Source organism: Plantimonas leprariae (genome assembly GCF_008802405.1).
Classification (GTDB): Bacteria; Pseudomonadota; Alphaproteobacteria; order Rhizobiales; family Rhizobiaceae; genus Plantimonas; species Plantimonas leprariae.
In genome coordinates this window covers 151,610-169,344 of record NZ_VZDO01000004.1, presented here as the reverse complement: position 1 = coordinate 169,344, position 17,735 = coordinate 151,610, and the positions used below count along the sequence as shown (strand labels likewise).

Sequence of the window (17,735 nt, the reverse complement as noted above, 5' to 3'; positions counted from 1 at the left end):
GCTCACCCCCGCCTACGGATGCGGGTAAGCCTATCGATCGGCGCGCCTTGCGCGTGGCGGGCGTTCTACCACCGATCGATCACGGGACAAGCCGCGACTTCGCGGGGCCGCACCTGGCTGCAGCCTCGCGAAAGATCGCCTGTGGGCTCTGTTCGGCGTCAGATGCCCTTGGCGTCGGCCACCGGCGTCTCGACTTCGGTGACCTCGGCGGTCGGAACGTGCTTCTTGATCGCCTCGATCGCCCGCTGGGCGCCGGCCCGCGAGGAATAGCCTTCGGTCGCGAATATGATTTCGCTGTTGTACTTGAAACGGGCGCGGTATTCGCCCTTCTTGTCTTTCACGATCTCGAACTTATGCGCCATGACGGTCCTCGCGGTCCAGTTGCGAGGATGGAAATAACCGGTGCGTTGCTTTCGTCAATTCGAGGAGTGACGTCGCGGGACGCCGAATTTCTCCGGCACGGGGTCGAAGCCCGCGGATCCGAACGGTCCGCAGCGAGTGACGCGCCTCGCCGCCAGCCATCCGCCGACCAGAAGCCCGTATCGCGCAACCGCCTCGTAGGCATATTCCGAACAGGTCGGTAGATGCCGGCAATGATGGCCGATGAAGCCGGACAGGGTGAGCTGGTAGAGCCGGATGAGGCCGATGCCGAACAACCGCGACGGCGTGCGCGGCCACGGCCCAGAGTAGTTACGGCTTTCGGGGGGCGTCAATTTCATCGAGCCATCGTCTCGCCGCTTCGGTCAACCGCCGGATATCCGTACTTGCGATCTTGTGGACGGTGTCCAAGTCGATGTCGTCGTAGTCGTGCGCCAGCTTGTTACGGAGCCGATACGCGTACCGGAGTTCAGTTCGGGACTCCTCGGATGCCCATTCGGGATGTTCCCTGATCAAACGTCCGGAAATCTCGCCGAATATCTCCATCCCGCGAGCCAGCGCGAGTTCCGCCAGCTCATCCTTACGGATAGCTTCGGTCGAGGTGAGGCTCAGCACGCGCTCGACCCGTTCTCCCCAGTTGACGAGATCGGTCAGCAGTTCAGGCAGGCCGCGGGCAGCCTTCGCCATCAGACACGCATCGCATCTTTTTCCACTTCGCGTGCGAACCGCGTTCCCGGACGCCCCGGGGTTCTGACATCGACAGGAACCCCGAGCAGTTCGGTCAAGGCATCCTCAATGCGGAAGACGTTGAAGTAGGATGCCGACTCCTCCAACTCCAGGATGATATCGAGGTCGCTGCCTTCGACATCCTCACCACGCGCGACAGACCCAAATATCCGAGGGTTGATGACGCGGAACTCCTTCAGTATCCGCAGCACCTCGTCGCGGTGCCTCTCCAACGCTTCCGACGGACGCATCGCTGCTCCTCAGGCTGCTTCGGCGGACTTCGCTTCCACCTGGTCCAGCGCGTCGACCACGGCGTCGAAGGTCAGGAGGGTGGAGGCGTGGCGCGCCTTGTAATCCCGCACGGGCTCGAGGAAGCGCAGGTCGGCGAAACGGCCGGTTGGCGGCTCGCCGTTCTCCTTCAGCATCCGCCGCATGGTCTCGCGGAGCGACCGCAGTTCATCGGGCGGGGTGCCGACGATGTTCGCGGCCATGATGGACGAGGATGCCTGGCCCAGCGCGCAGGCGCGCACCTGATGCGCGAAGTCGGCGACGACGCCGTCGCGGACGACGAGTTCCACGGTGACCGTCGAGCCGCAAAGCTTCGAATGCGCGGTCGCCGTCGCATCCGGCGCTTCCAAGCGGCCGATCCGTCCGATATTGCCGGCGTAGCGGAGGATTTCCGCATTATAGACGTCGTCGATCACGTCGCTCGTTTCCCGCAGCCGCGCCGAGCCTTCAAAGCTCCGGTCGCGCCGATTATATAGGATGCCTCACGCCGGCCCGGAAGATTTGCGGCGCGATGGCCTCGGAGTAGCGCTTTCATGGACGCCATCATCAAGAAGTTTCCCGACAGCCGCGGGGACGCGGCGGTCGAGCGTCCCACCCGCGAGCAGGCGGAAGCGGCGGTCGAGGTGCTGATCCGCTGGGCCGGCGACGATCCGGCGCGGGAAGGTCTGCGCGAAACGCCGGCCCGTGTCGCGAAATCCTACGAGGAACTGTTCGGGGGTTATCGCATGGATGCCGGCGCGGTGCTCGGCCGCACCTTCGAGGAGGTCGGTGGCTACGACGACATGGTGCTGCTGCGCGACATCGACTTCCACTCGCATTGCGAGCACCACATGGTGCCGATCATCGGCAAGGCGCATGTCGCCTATCTTCCGTCGGGCCGGGTGCTCGGGCTGTCGAAGATCTCGCGCGTCGTCGACATCTTCGCGCGCCGGCTGCAGACGCAGGAGAAGATGACGGTGCAGATCGCGGCCGCGATCGAAGACGTGCTTCGCCCGCGCGGCGTCGCCGTCGTGCTGGAGGCGGAGCATCTCTGCATGGCCATGCGGGGCGTGCGCACGAAAGGCTCGACCACTGTGACGACGAGCTTCCACGGCGTTTTCGCCGACGATCGCGAAGAGCGCGACCGCGTCCTGTCGACGATCTGGCGGGGCGCATGACGGCCGAACCGGATCGCCTGCTCGACCCGCCCGGCGCGAAGGCCGAGGCGGAAGCGGGGAAACGCCTCGCGCCCCGCTTCGATCGCGATGGCCTCGTGACGGCGGTCGTGACCGATGCCGCGTCCGGCGACCTTCTGATGGTGGCGCACATGAACGAGAGGGCGCTCGATCTGACGATCCGCTCCCGCGTCGCCCACTACTGGAGCCGGTCGCGGCAGGCGCTCTGGAAGAAGGGCGAGACCTCGGGCGCGACGCAGGCGGTCGAGGAAATCCGGGTCGATTGCGACCAGGACGCCGTCTGGCTGAAGGTGCGCACCGAGCGGCCCGCCGAGACCTGCCATACCCACCGCGCGTCCTGCTTCTACCGCTTGGTCGATCTCGAAGGCGACGGCAGGACGCTGGTCTTCGATCCGCATCTTCCGGTGAAAGTTTAGGAAAGCGGCAAGGCTCTTGCTCTATCCTCGTCGGCATGTGGCGACGCGGCTCGACGAAAGGAGACCTGCGGGAAGCGGTACGCAGCCAGCCGCTGCGGGACTCGCCGGCCATGCCGCCGGTTCTGCCGTTCGTGTCCCCTGGCCACCTGTCGACGCCGGCCGTGAAACGCCGCCGGCTCGGCATCGCGCTCGCTCTCGGCGGCGGCGCCGCGAGAGGCTGGGCGCATATCGGCGTCCTGAAGGCGCTTCGCGACAACGGCGTCGAAATCTCGATGATCGCCGGCACTTCGATCGGCGCGCTGGTCGGCGGTTGCTATCTGGCGGGACGGTTGCCCGAGCTAGAGGAGTTCGCCCGCTCGCTGACCCGCCGCGGCCTGATCCGCTTCCTTGACCTCCGGTTCGGCGCGGCCGGCCTGCTCGGCGGCATGCGCCTCAATCGCCGTCTGGTCGAGCACCTGGCGAACGTCCGCATCGAGGAACTGCCGAAGCCCTTCATCTGCGTCGCGACCGAGGCGCATAGCGGCCACGAGGTCTGGCTGGGCTCCGGCTCCCTGATCGTCGCGATGCGCGCCTCCTACGCGCTGCCGGGCGTGTTCGAGCCGGTGCAGTGCGGCGACCGGCAACTTTTCGACGGCGCGCTCGTGAACCCGGTGCCGGTGTCCGTCTGCCGCGCCTGCGAGCAGCCGCTCGTCGTCGCCGTGAACCTCCATTACGACCTTTTCGGCCGGGCCGCCGTGGTGCGGATGCACGCGGTGGATGCCTCCGTCGGATCGGCCGCGAAACCCGCCGCGATCGTGACGGGCGAACTCGACCCCCTGCTCCTGCAGGCCGTTCGCCGGCGCGAGAAGATCGGCATCACGCGTTCGATGGCCGACGCGTTCAACATCGTGCAGGACCGCATCTCGCGGTCGCGGCTGGCAGGCGACCCACCCGATCTCTCGCTCCAGCCGAAGGTTCGCGGCATCGGCCTCGCCGAGTTCCACCGGGCGAACGAGGCGATCGCCCTTGGCTACGAAGAGACGATCCGCCGCCTGCCGGAGATCGAGCGCGTCGCCGAGGGGTTCGACGAGAGCTGAACGGTCAGGCGGTCAGCCGCCGGCGGTGATGTAGGTCCGCATGTCCTCGGCCTCGCGTACCGCCTCCGCGATGCGCCGCTTCACGACGTCGCCGATCGAGACGATGCCGACGAGGCGGCCGTCTTCCGCAACGGGAAGGTGGCGGAACCGGCCCTTGGTCATCGTCTCCATCACCTCGTCGATGGAGGCTTCCTCGCCGCAGGTCACGACCCTCGTCGTCATCACCTGCGCGGCGCTCTGCTCCAGGCCTCCCGCCCCGGTCGTGCCGACCACGCGGACGATGTCGCGTTCCGACAGGATACCGGCGATCCGGCCGTCGTCACCGAGCAGCACCAGCGCGCCGATCCGGCGGCTCGCGAGCTCGGCTGCCGCCTCGGAAAGCTTCGCTTCCGGGCGCATGGTGAAGACGTCCCTGCCCTTTTCCTCCAGGATGCTGCGGACACTCATCGCTACCTCCCATTGTTGTTATGGAAGGATGGTGCGGCAGCCGCTCCGTAACCGCAAGGGCGGCGCGATCAGGCCGCCCTGCGGCGGTCGAATGGTCCGAAGCACAGGAAACCGAAGGCGAAGCCGCCGAGATGCGCTTCCCAGGCGATGGCGGAGCCGCCGCTGATGAAGCTGCCGAAGCTCGTCGCGGTTGCAAGGTTGGTCGCGAAGAACACGAGGATGAAGACGAGCACGGTGCGGTCGGCGAGCGCCCTGCCGATCGGCAGCAGCGGCACCTCGCTGGCGGACTCGCCGAACTGGCGGGACGCGCCGAAGGCGAAGCGGCAGGCGCCGCCCATCAGCGCCGAGACGACGCCCGACGCGCCGATTACCGGCTCCATGAGCGCCGGGTTGACGAGAAAGAACAGACCGGCGCCGGCGAGCGCCCCGGCGACGGAGAACAGGACGTAGCGCCGTGCTCCGATCCGCCGCGCGACGGGCGTGCCGAAGGCGAGCAGCCAGACCGCGTTCAAGCCGAAATGCGCCCAGTCGCCGTGCAGGAAGGCATGCGTCAGCGGCGTCCAGAAGCCGGCACCGGCCGCCCGCCCGTAGATGCCGACGCAATCCGTCTCGTAGCAGCCGGGGATGAAAGCGAGATCGAAGACCAGCCGGTCGTCCGCCGCCGGTCCGAGCACGAAGGTGCGCACCGCATGCACCAGCCCGAGCAGGACGATCGTCGCGAGCACCGCGCCCGGCACGTTGAGCGCCGGCGGATGCGCCGGCCTGGGCGGATCTCGCCGCTTGTCGGCGGCTTCCTGTTCGATGGACAAAAGCTGTCTTTCCCTGGTGAGCCGCGCGTTCGCGCCGCGACCCGCATCCCATAGCCAAGACCGGAAACATCGACAAACCGGCCCCGGGATGCGGCGACGTTTCGAGGCGCGACTCATCGATCCTTAAGTTTTGGTTTGTAGCGTCGAACCCGCCAGATGCCCTCCGGGAACGGGTTTCCTTCATGTCAGCTTTCGCGGCGCAAGCGCCTCGGGACTTCCCGGAACGGCGGCACTTCCATCGCATCCCGGTCGATCTTCTCGGCCGTTTCATGCTGGAGAACCGCAGCGAGTTCCCGTGCCGTGTGCGCGACATCTCGCCCGGCGATGCGGCGGTTCTCGCCGCCGCGCAGGCGCGGCTCGGCGAGCGGGTGATCTTCTACGTCGACCAGCTCGGGCGCATGGAGGGCACGGTGCGCCGGCTCTTCCAGGGCGGCTTCGCGGTCGATCTCGCGATGTCGGACCGCAAACGCGAGAAGATGGCGGCGCAGCTCACCTGGCTGGCAAACCGGCATGAGCTCAACCTGCCGGAGGATCGGCGGCACGAGCGCCTGCAGCCGAAGAACCCGATGATCGACATCACCCTCGACGACGGCCGCAAGTACAAGGTGAAGATCATGGACCTTTCCTTGTCCGGCGCGGCCGTGCAGTCGGCAGTTCGGCCGGCGGTCGGTTCGCGCGTCGTGCTGGGTCATACGCAGGGCCGCGTCGTCCGCCTCCTGGAAGAGGGTTTCGCCATCGAGTTCGCGGTGGCGCAGACGACCGAGACCATCTCGGACCTCTGAAACCGTCGGCAGCAAGCTTATCCAGTCTTGGCGATGCCGGGACGGCATCTCAGCCGTCTCCGGTTCCGAACGCCATTTCACGCACCGCTGGATTTCCGCTCGCGGCTCCACGGGCTGCCGCGGAAGCGGGTCCAGGCACGCAGCACTGTCGCCGGTCACTATCTTCCTTCGGCCACCCTCCGACCCGAACGAGCATGGTTAAAATCTTGCGCCGCCATTCGCTCGAATTGCGAGATGCACATCGACAAATCCGCAAGTATTCGTTGGATCGACCACGAATATTCGATTGATTAAAATTGCAACTTCGGACTTCGCGCCGGAGTAAAATCGGAATGCCACTATCCGGTCAACATCGGAGTGGCAGCAGTGTTCAAGCATATTCTCGGGATCATCGGAGCAGCCTGCCTTGCCCTTTCGGCTTCGGGCGCGGCGGCGGACGGCCGCCCGATGCAGCTTTCCGGGCCGACCTCGCAACCGATCGGACACTACGAGTTCTGCCAGCGCTACGCTTCGGAGTGCGAGCGGAACACCCAGGTCGGCTTCGTCAAGCTGACGCAGGCCGCCTGGAAGCAGATCGTCGACGTGAACAAGGTCGTCAACAGCAGCATTTTCCCGCGCACCGACCAGGAGATCTACGGCAAGGCGGAATACTGGGAGTACCCGAAGGTCGAGGGCGACTGCGAGGACTTCGCCCTCCTGAAGCAGTATATGCTAGAGAAGGCCGGCTATCCGCGCTCCGCCCTGCTGATCACCGTCGCGCGCCAGCCGAACGGCGACGGGCACGCCGTGCTGACCGTCCGCACCGACCGCGGCGACTTCATCCTCGACAACCTCGACGAACGGGTTCTCGACTGGAAGGACTCGGACCTACGCTTCCTGAAGCGCCAGTCCGAGCGCCATGCCGGCAAGTGGCTCGGCGTCGACGACGACCGCGACATGCTGGTCGGCAGCGTGAAGTGAAGCGGCTAATCGAGGTCGACGTCGAGGATCGAGATCGTCACGTGATATGAGGTCTCGCCTTCGTCGGTATCCTTCGAAACCGTGCCGATGAACTCCTCGCCCACATAGACTTCGCCGGAGTCCGCCTTCCGCGGCAGAGCGCGGACCTTGATGTCCGACCCCTTGAACAGCGTCTTCAGGTAGGTCTCGAGCTTGCGGATTTCGTCGGGCTTCACGTGGCGCTCCTGGGTATGCGCGCCGGAAGCTAGAGCGTGCCCCGCGAATATCGAATCTTCCCGGCGGCGACGTTTCGGCCCATATCCGGGCCGCCGGACCGCCGGCAGGTCATTCCGGACGGTCGAACATCTGGTTCATCGCCCGCGCCGGCTCGCCGCCGCAATCCTCCACCGTGCCGATGACGCGCGCCGGCACCCCGGCGACAGTGGAGCAAGGCGGCACCGGCTTCAGCACCACCGAGCCGGCGGCGATCTTCGCGCACTTGCCGACCCGGATGTTGCCGAGCACCTTGGCCCCCGCCCCGATCAGCACACCGCTGTCGATCTTGGGATGCCGGTCGCCGGTTTCCTTGCCCGTGCCGCCGAGGGTGACGCCCTGCAGGATCGACACGTCGTCGCCGATCGCAGCCGTCTCGCCGATGACGATGCTCGTCGCATGGTCGAGGAAGATGCCGCGCCCCATCCTGGCGGCGGGATTGATGTCGGTCTGGAAGACGCTCGACGACCGCGACTGGAGGTAGAGCGCGAAGTCGCGCCGCCCCTCGCGCAGCAGCCGGTGCGCCAAGCGGTGCGTCTGGATGGCGTGGAAGCCCTTGAAGTACAGGAGCGCCTCGATGAACCGCGAGCAGGCCGGATCACGATCGAACACCGCGCGAAGGTCGGCGCGCAGCGAGTCGCGCCATTCCGCTTCCGGCGCGAGGAACTGGTCGAAGGCCTGCGCGATCAGCGCCGCCGGCACGTCGGCATGATGCAGCCGCTGCGACACGCGATAGGTGACGGCGGCCTCCAGGCTCGAATGGTTGAGGACCGCCGAATAGAAGAAGCCGGCGAGCGCGGGCTCGTTCTCGCTGGCGGCGAGCGCCTCTCCGCGCACATTCTCCCAGATCGGGTCGACCGCTTTCAGGTGGTCGTGCGAGGCGCGGTTCGCTGCACTCATGAACGACGTATCCTCCCGCACTGCGCCAGTTCGTAGCCGCTAGATAGGCCGCCGCTCCTCTTGGAACAATCGACCTGCAACGCCGCAGCTTAAAGGAAAATCGCTATCGCACGTAGCTGTTCGCCAGGAAACGCAGCACTTCCGCCTTGAAGGCGCGATCGCCCACCGCCAGCATGTGGTCACGCCCCGAAATGGCGAAGGCCGTTGCGTTCGGCATCATCGCGGCGAGCTCGGTGGCGGAGCCGGCGATATCGTCCTTGGTTCCGACGCCGATCAGCGTCGGCTGCGCGATGCGGCCCACATCGGCCGGGGACAGTTCCCGCCGCGACGTCGTGATGCAGGCGGCGAGAGCGCGCCGGTCGCTGCGCGTCCGGTCGGCGAAGGCGCGGAACATGCGGCCGCGCTCGTGCGTCACATCGTCGAGCGAGTCGGCAAGCAGCGCTGCGGCGATCGGATCCCAATCGCCGACGCCGCGCACGAGCCCGTCGCCGAGGCCGCCGAACACCAGCGCGGGGAACGGCTCCGGCGTTTCCAGCGCCGCGAAGGCGGCGACCCGCGCGCCCATCGAATAGCCGAACAGCGCGGCCCGCTCGACCGAGCGGCGCGCCAGGAGTGCATGCGCATCGCCCGCCATCTTCTCCGGCGTGTAGGCGGCCGGCTCGCGCGGCTTGTCGCTGCCGCCGTGACCGCGATGATCGAAGGCGAGGACACGATAGCCCGCACCGGCAAGCGTCTGCACCCAGCCCGGCTCGATCCAGTTCACCCGCATGGAGGATGCGAAGCCGTGGATCAGCAACACGGCGGGCGCGGCCGGATCGCCCTCATCGAGGAAGGCAAGGCGCAATCCGTCGTTCTCGAAGACATCCATCGCCCGCTCGATCCTTTGTTCCAGCCCGGAGACCATGCGGACCCGCGGCTTCCCCTGTTCTTCCGGCCTGCGCGCGGATAGAACCCATCGCGACCAACCGCCGGAGCCTCGAATGGCCGACCACCTCATCCCGCACTTCCAGAACGACGGTGGCTACGACGTCATCGAGATCGGCGTCACCGAATTTATGTGCACGGGCGCGTCCGCGCCGTTCGACCATCCGCACGTCTATCTCGACATGGGCGACGAAGGCGAGAAGGTCTGCGGCTATTGTTCGACCCTCTACCGCATCGATCCGTCGCTGAAGGCCGCCGAAACCCGCCCGGCCGGCTGCCTGTTCGAGGAGCGCGCGACCTGAAGGTTCCCGTCGTCGCCCGATGAGGCCGGCGCAGCCCGTTGCGGTCGTCGGGGCGGGGATCGCCGGCCTCGCGGCTTCCCTCGCCCTCGCCCGGTGCGGCTTTGCCGTCGACCTCCACGAGCAGGCGGAGCGGCTGGACGAGATCGGCGCGGGCATCCAGCTTTCGCCGAACGCGCTGCGGGTGCTCGACCGGCTCGGCCTCCTCTCGGCGCTGCGGGAGCGAGCGGTGGAAGCCCGCGAAGTCACGCTGCGCGACCTTCGCACCGGCCGTCGGCTCGCCAATGTGCCGGTGCTCGGAAGCGACGGGACGCCGTACCTTTCCCTGACGCGCGCCCACCTGCAGCGCGTGCTTCTCGATGCCGTGACGGCGACGGCGTCGATCCGCCTCCATCTCGGTTCCGAGCTCGTCGCGGCCAGACAGGACGGGACCCATACCGTCCTTTCCTTTTCCGACGGCGAGGTGGCGACCGGCGTCGTGATCGCCGCGGACGGCGTGCGGTCGGAGATCGCGTCGGCCTTCGGCCACCCCGCCGCCGAGCCGACCGATGACGTCGCCTGGCGGCTGACGCTCGGGGCGGAGGGGCGGGAGCCGCTGTCCGGCATCACGGCATGGCTCGGCCCACGCTGCCATGTCGTCGCCTATCCCGTGGATCGTGGCGGACGGATCAACGTCGTCGTAGCCGTGCCTGAGAAGGCCGGAAATTCGCGCAGGCTTCTCGTCGGTGCCGATCCTTTCCTCCATCGGATCTCCGAAGCGCTCGACCAAGCGACGCCCTGGCCGCTCGCCGCCTCCGACCGGCCGCGTCGGCCGGGCGATCCGCCGGGCCTGCTGCTCGTCGGCGATGCGGCGCACGCCATGCCGCCCTACGCGGCGCAGGGTGCGGCGCTGGCGATCGAGGACGGCTTCGTCGCCGCCGAATGCCTCGCGCGAGCGGAGGACGCCGCTGCCGCGTGGCAGCGCTTCGAGGCCGTGCGCCGCCCGCGCTGGCAGCGGGTCCGGCGGCGAGTCGCGTTCCACCGCATGGTGTACCATCTGCCCTTCCCGTTCGCCCTCGGCCGGAACCTCGTGCTGCGCGCGCGGTCGGAAGCGTCGCTGCTCCGCGACCTCGGCTGGCTCTACGACTGGACGCCGGACGACGCCTGATCGCGAGCGTCTGCCCTTCCTGTGCCGCGCCGGGCACCTATCTGGCGCGCATCGCCCCGACGGCGTCAGGGGTCCGAGAAAGCAAGGGACTGCTTTCCTTCCAGGATGGAACATGCCGATCACCGATAAGCCGACCCGCTTCCTCTTCACCGCCATGCTCGCCGCGTCGACGACGCTGACCGGCCCGACCTTCGCGCTCGCCGCGCAGCCGGGTGCGATCCGCCTCGCACAGGCGGAAGAGCCCGGCGCCGAGGCCGGGGGTGGAGCGGCGGGCGAAGCGCCGGTCAAGCCGCGTCGCCAGACCCGTCAGGCGCAGCCCGAAGCCGGCGAGGCCGGCAGCGCGGAAGGCGGCGAAGCGCAGCCGAAGCAGCGCCGGAAGGCGCAGGCCGAACAGGGCGAGAGCGAGCAGCCGGCGCGCCGGCAGCGGGGCGCAGCCGAAAACGCGGAGCCTTCGGCGCAAACCGGCGCGGCGGCCTCGGACGCCGAACAACCCTCGCCGCGCCGTCAGCGCAAGGAAGCACCCGCGGCGACCGCCGCGGGCGAGGCGGAAACCAGCGGAGCGGCCGCAGCCGATCCCGACGCCGCACCGCAGCGGCGCAAGCGCCCGCAACCGGCCGAAGGCGAGACGAGCGGAGCCGCGGGCGCAGCCAGCGAGAGCGGCGAGCAAGCGCCGCGCCGCAACGGCCGGAACCGGCAGGAACAGCAGCCCGGCGCGGCATCGGAAGCCCCTGCCGAGCCAACGGCCGCGAGTCCGGCCGAGGGCGAAACCAAACAACGACCTGCCGGCCGCCGCCAGAAGACCGAGCCGGCTGAGGCACCCGTGACGGCTGCGCAGCCGGCCGAGCCGTCTGCGGCCACCACGCAACCCGCCGAACCGCAAGCGCCGGAGGGGCAGCCCGGCTCGCAGCGCCGCCAGCGGCAGCGCGAACAGGCCGGTGAAGCGGCACCCGCGCCGGAAAAGGCACCGGCCAAGCCGGGCTCGGCGACGCGTGCCGCTCCCGCCGAAACCGCCGCTCCGGCGACGACCCCGGATGCCAGTGCACCGCGCTCCGGCAACGCCGCCGCTCCGACCGGCGAGGTGCCGGCGCAGCCCGCGACGCCCGGCACGCCTGCCGCTCCCGCCACCGCCGCCCCGAACGCCTCGGCGCAGCCCGGCGCGCCGGATGCGACCACCGCCGTTCCCGGAACGGCGCAGCCGCTAGCGCCCGGGCAGCGCGCTCCGGCGCAGGCACCTGCCGCCGGTACCACCGCCCCGGCCGCGCCGACCGCGGCTGGAGCACCCGCCGCTTCCGCGACGCCCGCGCCGCAGCCCGTGCCGGCCGACATACAGACCGCGCCGGTCCAGCCGGGCCGGATCGACCAGAGCGACGCCCGCGTGCAGACGCTGCAGACGCCGGTCGACGTGCAGCCGATCACCCGCGAGCGCGGCGAGCGCATCCGGGAAGCACCGCGCTACGAACTGCCGCCGGACGCGAAGGTGGTGAAGCGGGACGGCGACCGGCAGATCCTCAGCCTCGGCGCGGCGGCGGTCGCCGGCGCCGTGGCGGGTGCGACGGCCGGATACTTCATCCGCTCGAACGACGACGATCGGCTCGAAAAGGGCTCGCGCGAGCAGTACAGCGAGCGCCTGCCGCGTGGCCGCACGCGCGACACCATCGTCAAGGAGAACGGTGTGCAGATCGTGACGGTCACCAACCGCTACGGCGACGTGATCCAGCGCTCGCGCGTCATGCCGGATGGCCGCGAAGTGGTCCTGTTCTACGATCCGGACTCGGCCGACGAACGGCGGCCGGACTATTTCGAGGATCCGGGCCGCGACCTGCCGCCGGTGCGCGTCGACATCCCGGAGGACGAGTACGTGGTCGACACGGACGAGCCCGACGAGCAACTCTACTACAACACGCTCGTCGCGCCGCCGGTGGAAACGGTGGAGCGGATCTACTCGATCGACGAGGTGCGCCGCTCACCCCGCATCCGCGAGAAGGTGCGCCGCATCGATCTCGCGACGATCAACTTCGACTTCGCCTCCGCGACCATCCTGCAGGATCAGGTCGACAAGCTGCAGGGTCTGGCGGAAGCGATCGACAAGGTCGTGAAGGCCAATCCCGGCGAGACCTTCCTGATCGAAGGCCACACCGACGCCGTCGGCAGCCCGGAGGCGAACCTCGTCCTGTCCGACAAGCGGGCGGAGTCGGTGGCGAGCGCCCTCACCCAGTACTTCGACGTGCCGGCCGAGAATCTCGTGACGCAGGGCTACGGCGAGCAGGAGCTGAAGGTGAACACCGAAGGCGAGAACCGCGAGAACCGGCGTGTCACCGTCCGGCGCATCACGGCGCTGGTGAAGCCGGTCGAGACCTCGGGTCGCTGACGCGGACGGGAGGCCGGCGGCGGTTTACCCGTCGCCGGCCTTCGATCCTCTCTCCGATCAGTGCAGGATCTGGCTGAGGAAGAGTTTGGTGCGCTCGTGCTGCGGGTTGCGGAAGAAGGCTTCCGGCTCGTTCTGCTCGACGATCTGGCCGGCATCCATGAAGATGACGCGGTCGGCGACCTGCCGCGCGAAGGCCATCTCGTGCGTGACGCAGATCATCGTCATGCCTTCGTTGGCCAGCCCGACCATCACGTCCAGCACTTCCTTGATCATCTCGGGATCGAGCGCCGAGGTCGGCTCGTCGAACAGCATCACCTTCGGGTTCATGCAGAGCGAGCGGGCGATCGCGACCCGCTGCTGCTGACCGCCGGAAAGCTGGCCTGGATACTTGTTCGCCTGCTCCGGGATGCGCACCCGCTTCAGGAAGTGCATCGCGACTTCCTCGGCCTTCTTCTTCGGCATCTTGCGCACCCAGATCGGCGCGAGCGTGCAGTTCTCGAGGATGGTCAGGTGCGGAAAGAGGTTGAAGTGCTGGAACACCATGCCGACCTCGCGGCGCACCTCGTCGATCTTCTTCAGGTCGCTGGTGAGCTCGATGCCGTCGACGACGATCCGGCCCTTCTGATGCTCCTCCAGCCGGTTGATGCAGCGGATCATCGTCGACTTGCCGGAGCCGGACGGCCCACAGACGACGATCCGCTCGCCGCGCCGGACGCGAAGGTTCACGTCGCGCAAGACGTGGAACTCGCCGTACCACTTGTTGACGTCGGCGAGTTCCACCGCGACCTCAGAGGACAGGGTGCGCGGAGCGCGCGCCGCCGCCGCCGGGGCGGTCGCTTCCTGGACGTTGGTTTCGAGCGACATGGGAGAAATCCTAGCGTTTGTGCCCGGTATCGAGCCGCCGTTCCATGAAGATGGAATAGCGCGACATCGAGAAGCAGAAGACCCAATAGAGGAAGGCGGCGAAGACGAGACCCGAGGCGGCGGTCTGCTCGGTGATCCAGGTCGGGTCCGAGAAGCCGCGCCGGACCGCACCGAGGAAGTCGGCGAGGCCGATCACGGAAACGAGCGTCGTGTCCTTGAACAGGCCGATGAACGTGTTGACGATGCCGGGAATGACCAGCCGCAGCGCCTGCGGCAGCACGATCATCCGCATCTTCTGCCAGTAGCCGAGGCCGAGCGAGTCGGCTCCCTCGTACTGCCCCTTCGGGATCGCCTGCAGGCCGCCGCGGATGACCTCCGCCATGTACGCGGCGGAGAACAGCGACACGCCGACCAGCGCACGCAGGAGCTCGTTGATCGTCACGCCGCTCGGCAGGAACAGCGGCAGCATGAACTGCGCCATGATCAGGACGGTGATCAGCGGAATGCCGCGCCAGAACTCGATGAAGATGATGCAGAGGATGCGCACGGCCGGCATGGTGGAGCGGCGCCCGAGCGCGAGCAGGATGCCGAGCGGAAACGACGCCGCGATGCCGGTCAACGCGACGACCAGCGTCAGGCTGAGGCCGCCCCAGTAGTTGGTGCGCACGGGCGCAAGACCCAGATCGGCGGTGAGGAAGGCAAGCGCGGCGAGGAGCGCCGCCAGCGGGATCGCCAGCGACGGCGCGCCCGCACGAAGGTCGGCATTCCGGAACGCCGCCGCGATCGTCAGCGCTACGGCAAGCAGCGAGGCGAGGAAGGCCGCCAGCGTCGCGGTGTCGAACCTCTGGTTCAGGAAAAGACGCTGGTCGAAGTCGGTGGTGGCCGAGGCGACCAGCGCGGCGAAGGCGAAGACGACGAGGAGACGCGCCGCCCGGATCAGCGGATCGCTCCAGCGGAAGCCGATCTGCCCGCTGGCGATGACGAGCGTCACCACCGCGGCGAGGGCGAAGAGCAGCGCGATCGCCGCGCCGCCGAACAGGAACCGGCCGCCGGTCAGAAGCACCAGCGCCACGACCGGATAGACGGCGAGAAGGAGGATCGCGTTCAGCCGCTTGAACGGCACGCGCGGGACGGCGATGGCCGCGACGAGCGCGACGAGGACCAGCGCGAGGATGTCGATCCGCCAGCGCTCCTCCACCGGGTAAAGGCCGTACATGAACTGCGCGAAGCGGGCACGGACGAAGGCCCAGCAGGCGCCGCTCTCCTCAGCCCCGGCCGGGACGCAGGCCGTGCGGTCGGCGCCGGCGAAGGCTGCGTGGACGAGTGCCCACTGTGCGAGGTTCCAGCCGACATAGAGGATCAGCAGCGCTGCGAGAACCGTCAGGATCGCGTCGGTCGGCGTCGCAAAGAGGCTGCGGCGCAGCCGCGCCCCGAAGCCGACCTCGCTCGCCGGCGGCGGCAGCGGCAGCTTCGGCTGATCGGCGACATAGCCCGCGACCTGCTCTTCCATCGCGGGCCCCTAGCGCTCGACCAACGCCATGCGGGCGTTGAAGATGTTCATGGCTAAGGAAACGATCAGGCTGATCGTCAGGTAGGCGGCGATCCAGACCGCGACGATCTCGATCGAGCGGCTGGACTGGTTGAGCACCGTGTTGCCGACCGCGACGAGATCGGCATAGCCCACCGCGAGGCCGAGCGAGGAGTTCTTCGTCAGGTTCAGATACTGGCTGGTGAGCGGCGGGATGATTACCCGGAAGGCCTGCGGCACGATCACCAGCCGCAGCATCTGCCAGCGGGTCAGGCCGAGCGCCGACGCCGCCTCCGTCTGCCCCTTCGATACGGCCATGATGCCGGCCCGCACGATCTCGGCGATGAAAGCACCGGTGTAGATCGACAGCGCCAGGAACATCGCGAGGAATTCCGGCGCGATCTGGAAGCCGCCGACGAGATTGAAGCGCGTCGCCGCCGGCATTTCGAGCGTCGCCGGAATGCCGGTCGCGAGAAACACGATCACGGGTAGCCCGACGATCAATCCGAGCGCCGGCAGGAGCATCGGCCGGCGCTGCCCCGTCGCGGCCTGACGGCGCGCGTTCGCGGCCGAGAGGAAGACCGTCAGCGCGATGCCGAGGACGAGAGCGCCGAGCGTCGCCCAGGCGAGCGGTTCGAACAGGAAGCGCGGCGTCTGGAGACCGCGATTCGTCAGGTAGACGCCGAGAGACGAAGGCTGGAGGTTGCGCGGCGGCTGCAGGACGGACAGGACGCCGTTGTACCAGAAGATGATGACGAGCAGCGGCGGGATGTTGCGGAAGATTTCCACATAGGTCGTGGAAAGCCCGCGGATCAGCACGTTGTGCGACAGCCTGCCGATGCCGACGAGGAAGCCGAGCACGGTCGCCATCGCGATGCCGCAGACCGCGATGATCAACGTGTTCGTCAGTCCGACGAGCAGGGCCCGGGCGTAGGATGCGTCCGGCGTGAAGGCGACCGGCTTCTGGGCGATGTCGAACCCTGCCCGCCCTTCGAGGAAGCCGAAGCCGAACGTCTTGCCGAGCGCCCGCAGGTTCTCCGCCGCGTTGTGCGCGATCCACCAGACGAAGGCGATCAGCAGGGCGACGACCAAGGCCTGGACGACGATGCCGCGGATCGCGGGATCGTTGGTCCAGGAAACCCTGGCCGGCCGCTCGTGCAAGGGATGCGTATCGGCGGTCATAAGGCGGCGCTTCCTCGGGGAAGGTCGTCGGAACGCGCGGCCGAGGCCGCGCGTCGATGCTGAAATCCGGGTCCGCGCGGACCCCGGCTCCGATAGCTCAGCGGATCGGCGGAGCGTATTGCAGGCCGCCCTTTGTCCAGAGCGCGTTCTGGCCGCGCGCGATGCCGAGCGGCGTCGCCGAGCCGATGTTGCGCTCGAACACCTCGCCGTAGTTGCCGACGGCCGTCACGATTTTTACGACCCAGTCGTTGGTCAGGCCCATGTCCTGGCCGAAGGTCGAGCCGTTGCCCAGCATGCGCTGGATTTCCGGGTTCGGCGACTTCGTCATCTCCTGGACGTTGGCCTGCGTGACGCCAAGCTCCTCCGCGTCGAGCAGCGCGAAGTGCGTCCACTTCACGACGTTGAACCATTGCGAGTCGCCTTGCCGCACGGCCGGGGCGAGCGGCTCCTTCGAGATGATCTCGGGCAGCACGATGTTGTCGTCCGGCTTCGAAAGTTCGAGGCGGGAAGCGTAGAGACCCGACTGATCGGTGGTCAGAACGTCGCAACGGCCGCTGTCGTAGGCGGCGTTCACGTCGTTCTGCGATTCGATGACGACCGGGTTGAACTGCATGTTGTTGGCGCGGAAGTAGTCCGCGAGGTTGAGCTCGGTCGTCGTGCCGCTCTGGACGCAGACGGTCGCGCCGGAGAGTTGCAGCGCCGACGTGACGTTCAGCTCCTTCTTCACCATGAAGCCCTGGCCGTCGTAGTAGTTCACGCCGGCGAAGGACATGCCGTCCTTGGTGTCGCGGCCGAGCGTCCAGGTCGTGTTGCGCGCCAGAACGTCGATCTCGCCGTTCTGCAGCGCCGGGAAGCGCTGCACGGCCGAAAGCGGCACGTACTGGACCTTGGTCGCGTCGCCCAACACCGCGGCGGCGATCGCCTTGCAGTAGTCGACGTCGAGGCCCTGCCACTGGCCCTGGTCGTTCTGGGAGGCGAAGCCCGGCAGGCCGGTGTTCACGCCGCAGCGCAGCGTGCCGCGGGACTTGACGTCGTCCAGCGTCGCGGCCGACGCGCCGCTCGCCGCCATTCCGGCGACGGCGAGACCGATGGCGGCTGCCAGGTATTTCGTCTTCATGAGAACTGTGCTCCTTGGCCACTCAACTCTACGACTGAAGGCGTCCTCGGATCGCAGCGCCCCGATTGCCTTTGCCGGACTTCATGCCATAAAAATC

Annotated in this window: 22 protein-coding genes; 8 read left to right on the top strand and 14 right to left on the bottom strand. The window is 68.0% G+C overall.

Annotated features, from left to right (window positions below; genetic code table 11):
* Nucleotides 1–158: 158 nt before the first annotated feature.
* Genes F6X38_RS07205 through F6X38_RS07185 form a run of 5 tightly spaced genes read right to left on the bottom strand, consistent with a single transcriptional unit; the run spans nucleotide 159 to nucleotide 1,808 of the window.
* The gene (locus tag F6X38_RS07205; protein WP_150968929.1) at nucleotides 159–362 is read right to left on the bottom strand and encodes a YegP family protein; all 204 of its coding nucleotides are present in this window, start codon (nucleotides 360–362) and stop codon (nucleotides 159–161) included.
* A 54-nt stretch (nucleotides 363–416) separates the two neighbouring features.
* Nucleotides 417–719 carry a membrane protein insertion efficiency factor YidD gene (gene yidD / locus F6X38_RS07200; RefSeq protein ID WP_150968928.1) on the bottom strand — a complete coding sequence of 101 codons (303 nt, stop codon included), beginning with the start codon at nucleotides 717–719 and terminating at the stop codon, nucleotides 417–419.
* Nucleotides 691–1,065 carry a HepT-like ribonuclease domain-containing protein gene (locus F6X38_RS07195; protein ID WP_150968927.1) on the bottom strand — a complete coding sequence of 125 codons (375 nt, stop codon included), beginning with the start codon at nucleotides 1,063–1,065 and terminating at the stop codon, nucleotides 691–693. The genes yidD and F6X38_RS07195 overlap by 29 nt, the downstream gene beginning before the upstream one ends.
* Entirely contained in the window at nucleotides 1,065–1,355 is a 291-nt protein-coding gene (locus tag F6X38_RS07190) for a nucleotidyltransferase family protein (RefSeq protein WP_150968926.1), read from the bottom strand. Before F6X38_RS07190 ends, F6X38_RS07195 begins: the two co-directional genes overlap by 1 nt.
* A gap of 9 nt (nucleotides 1,356–1,364) precedes the next feature.
* Nucleotides 1,365–1,808 (bottom strand): iron-sulfur cluster assembly scaffold protein, encoded by a 444-nt coding sequence (locus F6X38_RS07185; protein ID WP_150968925.1) that lies wholly within the window; start codon nucleotides 1,806–1,808, stop codon nucleotides 1,365–1,367.
* A gap of 117 nt (nucleotides 1,809–1,925) precedes the next feature.
* Here F6X38_RS07185 and folE point away from each other — a divergent pair, with 117 nt between their 5' ends.
* From folE to F6X38_RS07170, 3 genes are all read left to right on the top strand, one after another.
* On the top strand, nucleotides 1,926–2,549 hold the full coding sequence (gene folE, locus F6X38_RS07180) for a GTP cyclohydrolase I FolE (RefSeq protein ID WP_150968924.1): 624 nt from the start codon (nucleotides 1,926–1,928) through the stop codon (nucleotides 2,547–2,549).
* Nucleotides 2,546–2,983: a phosphoribosyl-AMP cyclohydrolase gene (gene hisI, locus F6X38_RS07175; protein WP_150968923.1), complete on the top strand. Its 438-nt coding sequence runs from the start codon at nucleotides 2,546–2,548 to the stop codon at nucleotides 2,981–2,983. The genes folE and hisI overlap by 4 nt, the downstream gene beginning before the upstream one ends.
* A 110-nt stretch (nucleotides 2,984–3,093) precedes the next feature.
* Nucleotides 3,094–4,059: a patatin-like phospholipase family protein gene (locus F6X38_RS07170; RefSeq protein ID WP_150968922.1), complete on the top strand. Its 966-nt coding sequence runs from the start codon at nucleotides 3,094–3,096 to the stop codon at nucleotides 4,057–4,059.
* Nucleotides 4,060–4,071: 12 nt separating this feature from the next.
* Here the strand turns inward: F6X38_RS07170 and F6X38_RS07165 are convergent, their stop codons facing one another.
* Nucleotides 4,072–4,506, bottom strand: coding sequence for a CBS domain-containing protein (locus tag F6X38_RS07165; RefSeq protein WP_150968921.1), 435 nt, complete (start codon nucleotides 4,504–4,506; stop codon nucleotides 4,072–4,074).
* Nucleotides 4,507–4,574: 68 nt separating this feature from the next.
* Entirely contained in the window at nucleotides 4,575–5,315 is a 741-nt protein-coding gene (locus tag F6X38_RS07160) for a rhomboid family intramembrane serine protease (RefSeq protein ID WP_246191230.1), read from the bottom strand.
* A 182-nt stretch (nucleotides 5,316–5,497) separates the two neighbouring features.
* Here F6X38_RS07160 and F6X38_RS07155 point away from each other — a divergent pair, with 182 nt between their 5' ends.
* Together F6X38_RS07155 and F6X38_RS07150 are read left to right on the top strand one after the other, a co-directional pair.
* Nucleotides 5,498–6,097 carry a PilZ domain-containing protein gene (locus F6X38_RS07155; RefSeq protein WP_150968919.1) on the top strand — a complete coding sequence of 200 codons (600 nt, stop codon included), beginning with the start codon at nucleotides 5,498–5,500 and terminating at the stop codon, nucleotides 6,095–6,097.
* A gap of 447 nt (nucleotides 6,098–6,544) precedes the next feature.
* Nucleotides 6,545–7,057, top strand: a complete 513-nt coding sequence (locus F6X38_RS07150) for a transglutaminase-like cysteine peptidase (RefSeq protein ID WP_150969149.1) — start codon at nucleotides 6,545–6,547, stop codon at nucleotides 7,055–7,057.
* Between the two features lie 5 nt (nucleotides 7,058–7,062).
* Here the strand turns inward: F6X38_RS07150 and F6X38_RS07145 are convergent, their stop codons facing one another.
* The 3 genes from F6X38_RS07145 to F6X38_RS07135 all read right to left on the bottom strand — a co-directional run bounded on the left by F6X38_RS07145 (nucleotide 7,063) and on the right by F6X38_RS07135 (nucleotide 9,077).
* Nucleotides 7,063–7,272 (bottom strand): DUF3126 family protein, encoded by a 210-nt coding sequence (locus F6X38_RS07145; protein WP_150968918.1) that lies wholly within the window; start codon nucleotides 7,270–7,272, stop codon nucleotides 7,063–7,065.
* 109 nt (nucleotides 7,273–7,381) lie between these two features.
* Nucleotides 7,382–8,209, bottom strand: a complete 828-nt coding sequence (gene cysE, locus F6X38_RS07140; RefSeq protein ID WP_150968917.1) for a serine O-acetyltransferase — start codon at nucleotides 8,207–8,209, stop codon at nucleotides 7,382–7,384.
* Between the two features lie 103 nt (nucleotides 8,210–8,312).
* Complete coding sequence (locus F6X38_RS07135) at nucleotides 8,313–9,077, bottom strand: alpha/beta fold hydrolase (RefSeq protein ID WP_150969147.1); 765 nt, start codon at nucleotides 9,075–9,077, stop codon at nucleotides 8,313–8,315.
* A 112-nt stretch (nucleotides 9,078–9,189) separates the two neighbouring features.
* Between F6X38_RS07135 and F6X38_RS07130 the strand changes: the two genes are divergently transcribed.
* From F6X38_RS07130 to F6X38_RS24090, 3 genes are all read left to right on the top strand, one after another.
* Complete coding sequence (locus tag F6X38_RS07130) at nucleotides 9,190–9,435, top strand: zinc-finger domain-containing protein (protein ID WP_150968916.1); 246 nt, start codon at nucleotides 9,190–9,192, stop codon at nucleotides 9,433–9,435.
* Between the two features lie 19 nt (nucleotides 9,436–9,454).
* Nucleotides 9,455–10,579, top strand: coding sequence for an FAD-dependent monooxygenase (locus F6X38_RS07125; RefSeq protein WP_150968915.1), 1,125 nt, complete (start codon nucleotides 9,455–9,457; stop codon nucleotides 10,577–10,579).
* A 112-nt stretch (nucleotides 10,580–10,691) separates the two neighbouring features.
* Complete coding sequence (locus tag F6X38_RS24090; RefSeq protein WP_281353053.1) at nucleotides 10,692–12,947, top strand: OmpA family protein; 2,256 nt, start codon at nucleotides 10,692–10,694, stop codon at nucleotides 12,945–12,947.
* A 57-nt stretch (nucleotides 12,948–13,004) separates the two neighbouring features.
* Here the strand turns inward: F6X38_RS24090 and F6X38_RS07115 are convergent, their stop codons facing one another.
* The 4 genes from F6X38_RS07115 to F6X38_RS07100 all read right to left on the bottom strand — a co-directional run bounded on the left by F6X38_RS07115 (nucleotide 13,005) and on the right by F6X38_RS07100 (nucleotide 17,638).
* Nucleotides 13,005–13,811 (bottom strand): amino acid ABC transporter ATP-binding protein, encoded by an 807-nt coding sequence (locus F6X38_RS07115; RefSeq protein WP_246191229.1) that lies wholly within the window; start codon nucleotides 13,809–13,811, stop codon nucleotides 13,005–13,007.
* 10 nt (nucleotides 13,812–13,821) lie between these two features.
* The gene (locus F6X38_RS07110) at nucleotides 13,822–15,321 is read right to left on the bottom strand and encodes an amino acid ABC transporter permease (RefSeq protein WP_150968914.1); all 1,500 of its coding nucleotides are present in this window, start codon (nucleotides 15,319–15,321) and stop codon (nucleotides 13,822–13,824) included.
* Nucleotides 15,322–15,330: 9 nt separating this feature from the next.
* Nucleotides 15,331–16,521, bottom strand: a complete 1,191-nt coding sequence (locus F6X38_RS07105; RefSeq protein WP_150968913.1) for an amino acid ABC transporter permease — start codon at nucleotides 16,519–16,521, stop codon at nucleotides 15,331–15,333.
* A gap of 97 nt (nucleotides 16,522–16,618) precedes the next feature.
* Entirely contained in the window at nucleotides 16,619–17,638 is a 1,020-nt protein-coding gene (locus F6X38_RS07100; RefSeq protein WP_150968912.1) for an amino acid ABC transporter substrate-binding protein, read from the bottom strand.
* Nucleotides 17,639–17,735 lie beyond the last annotated feature (97 nt).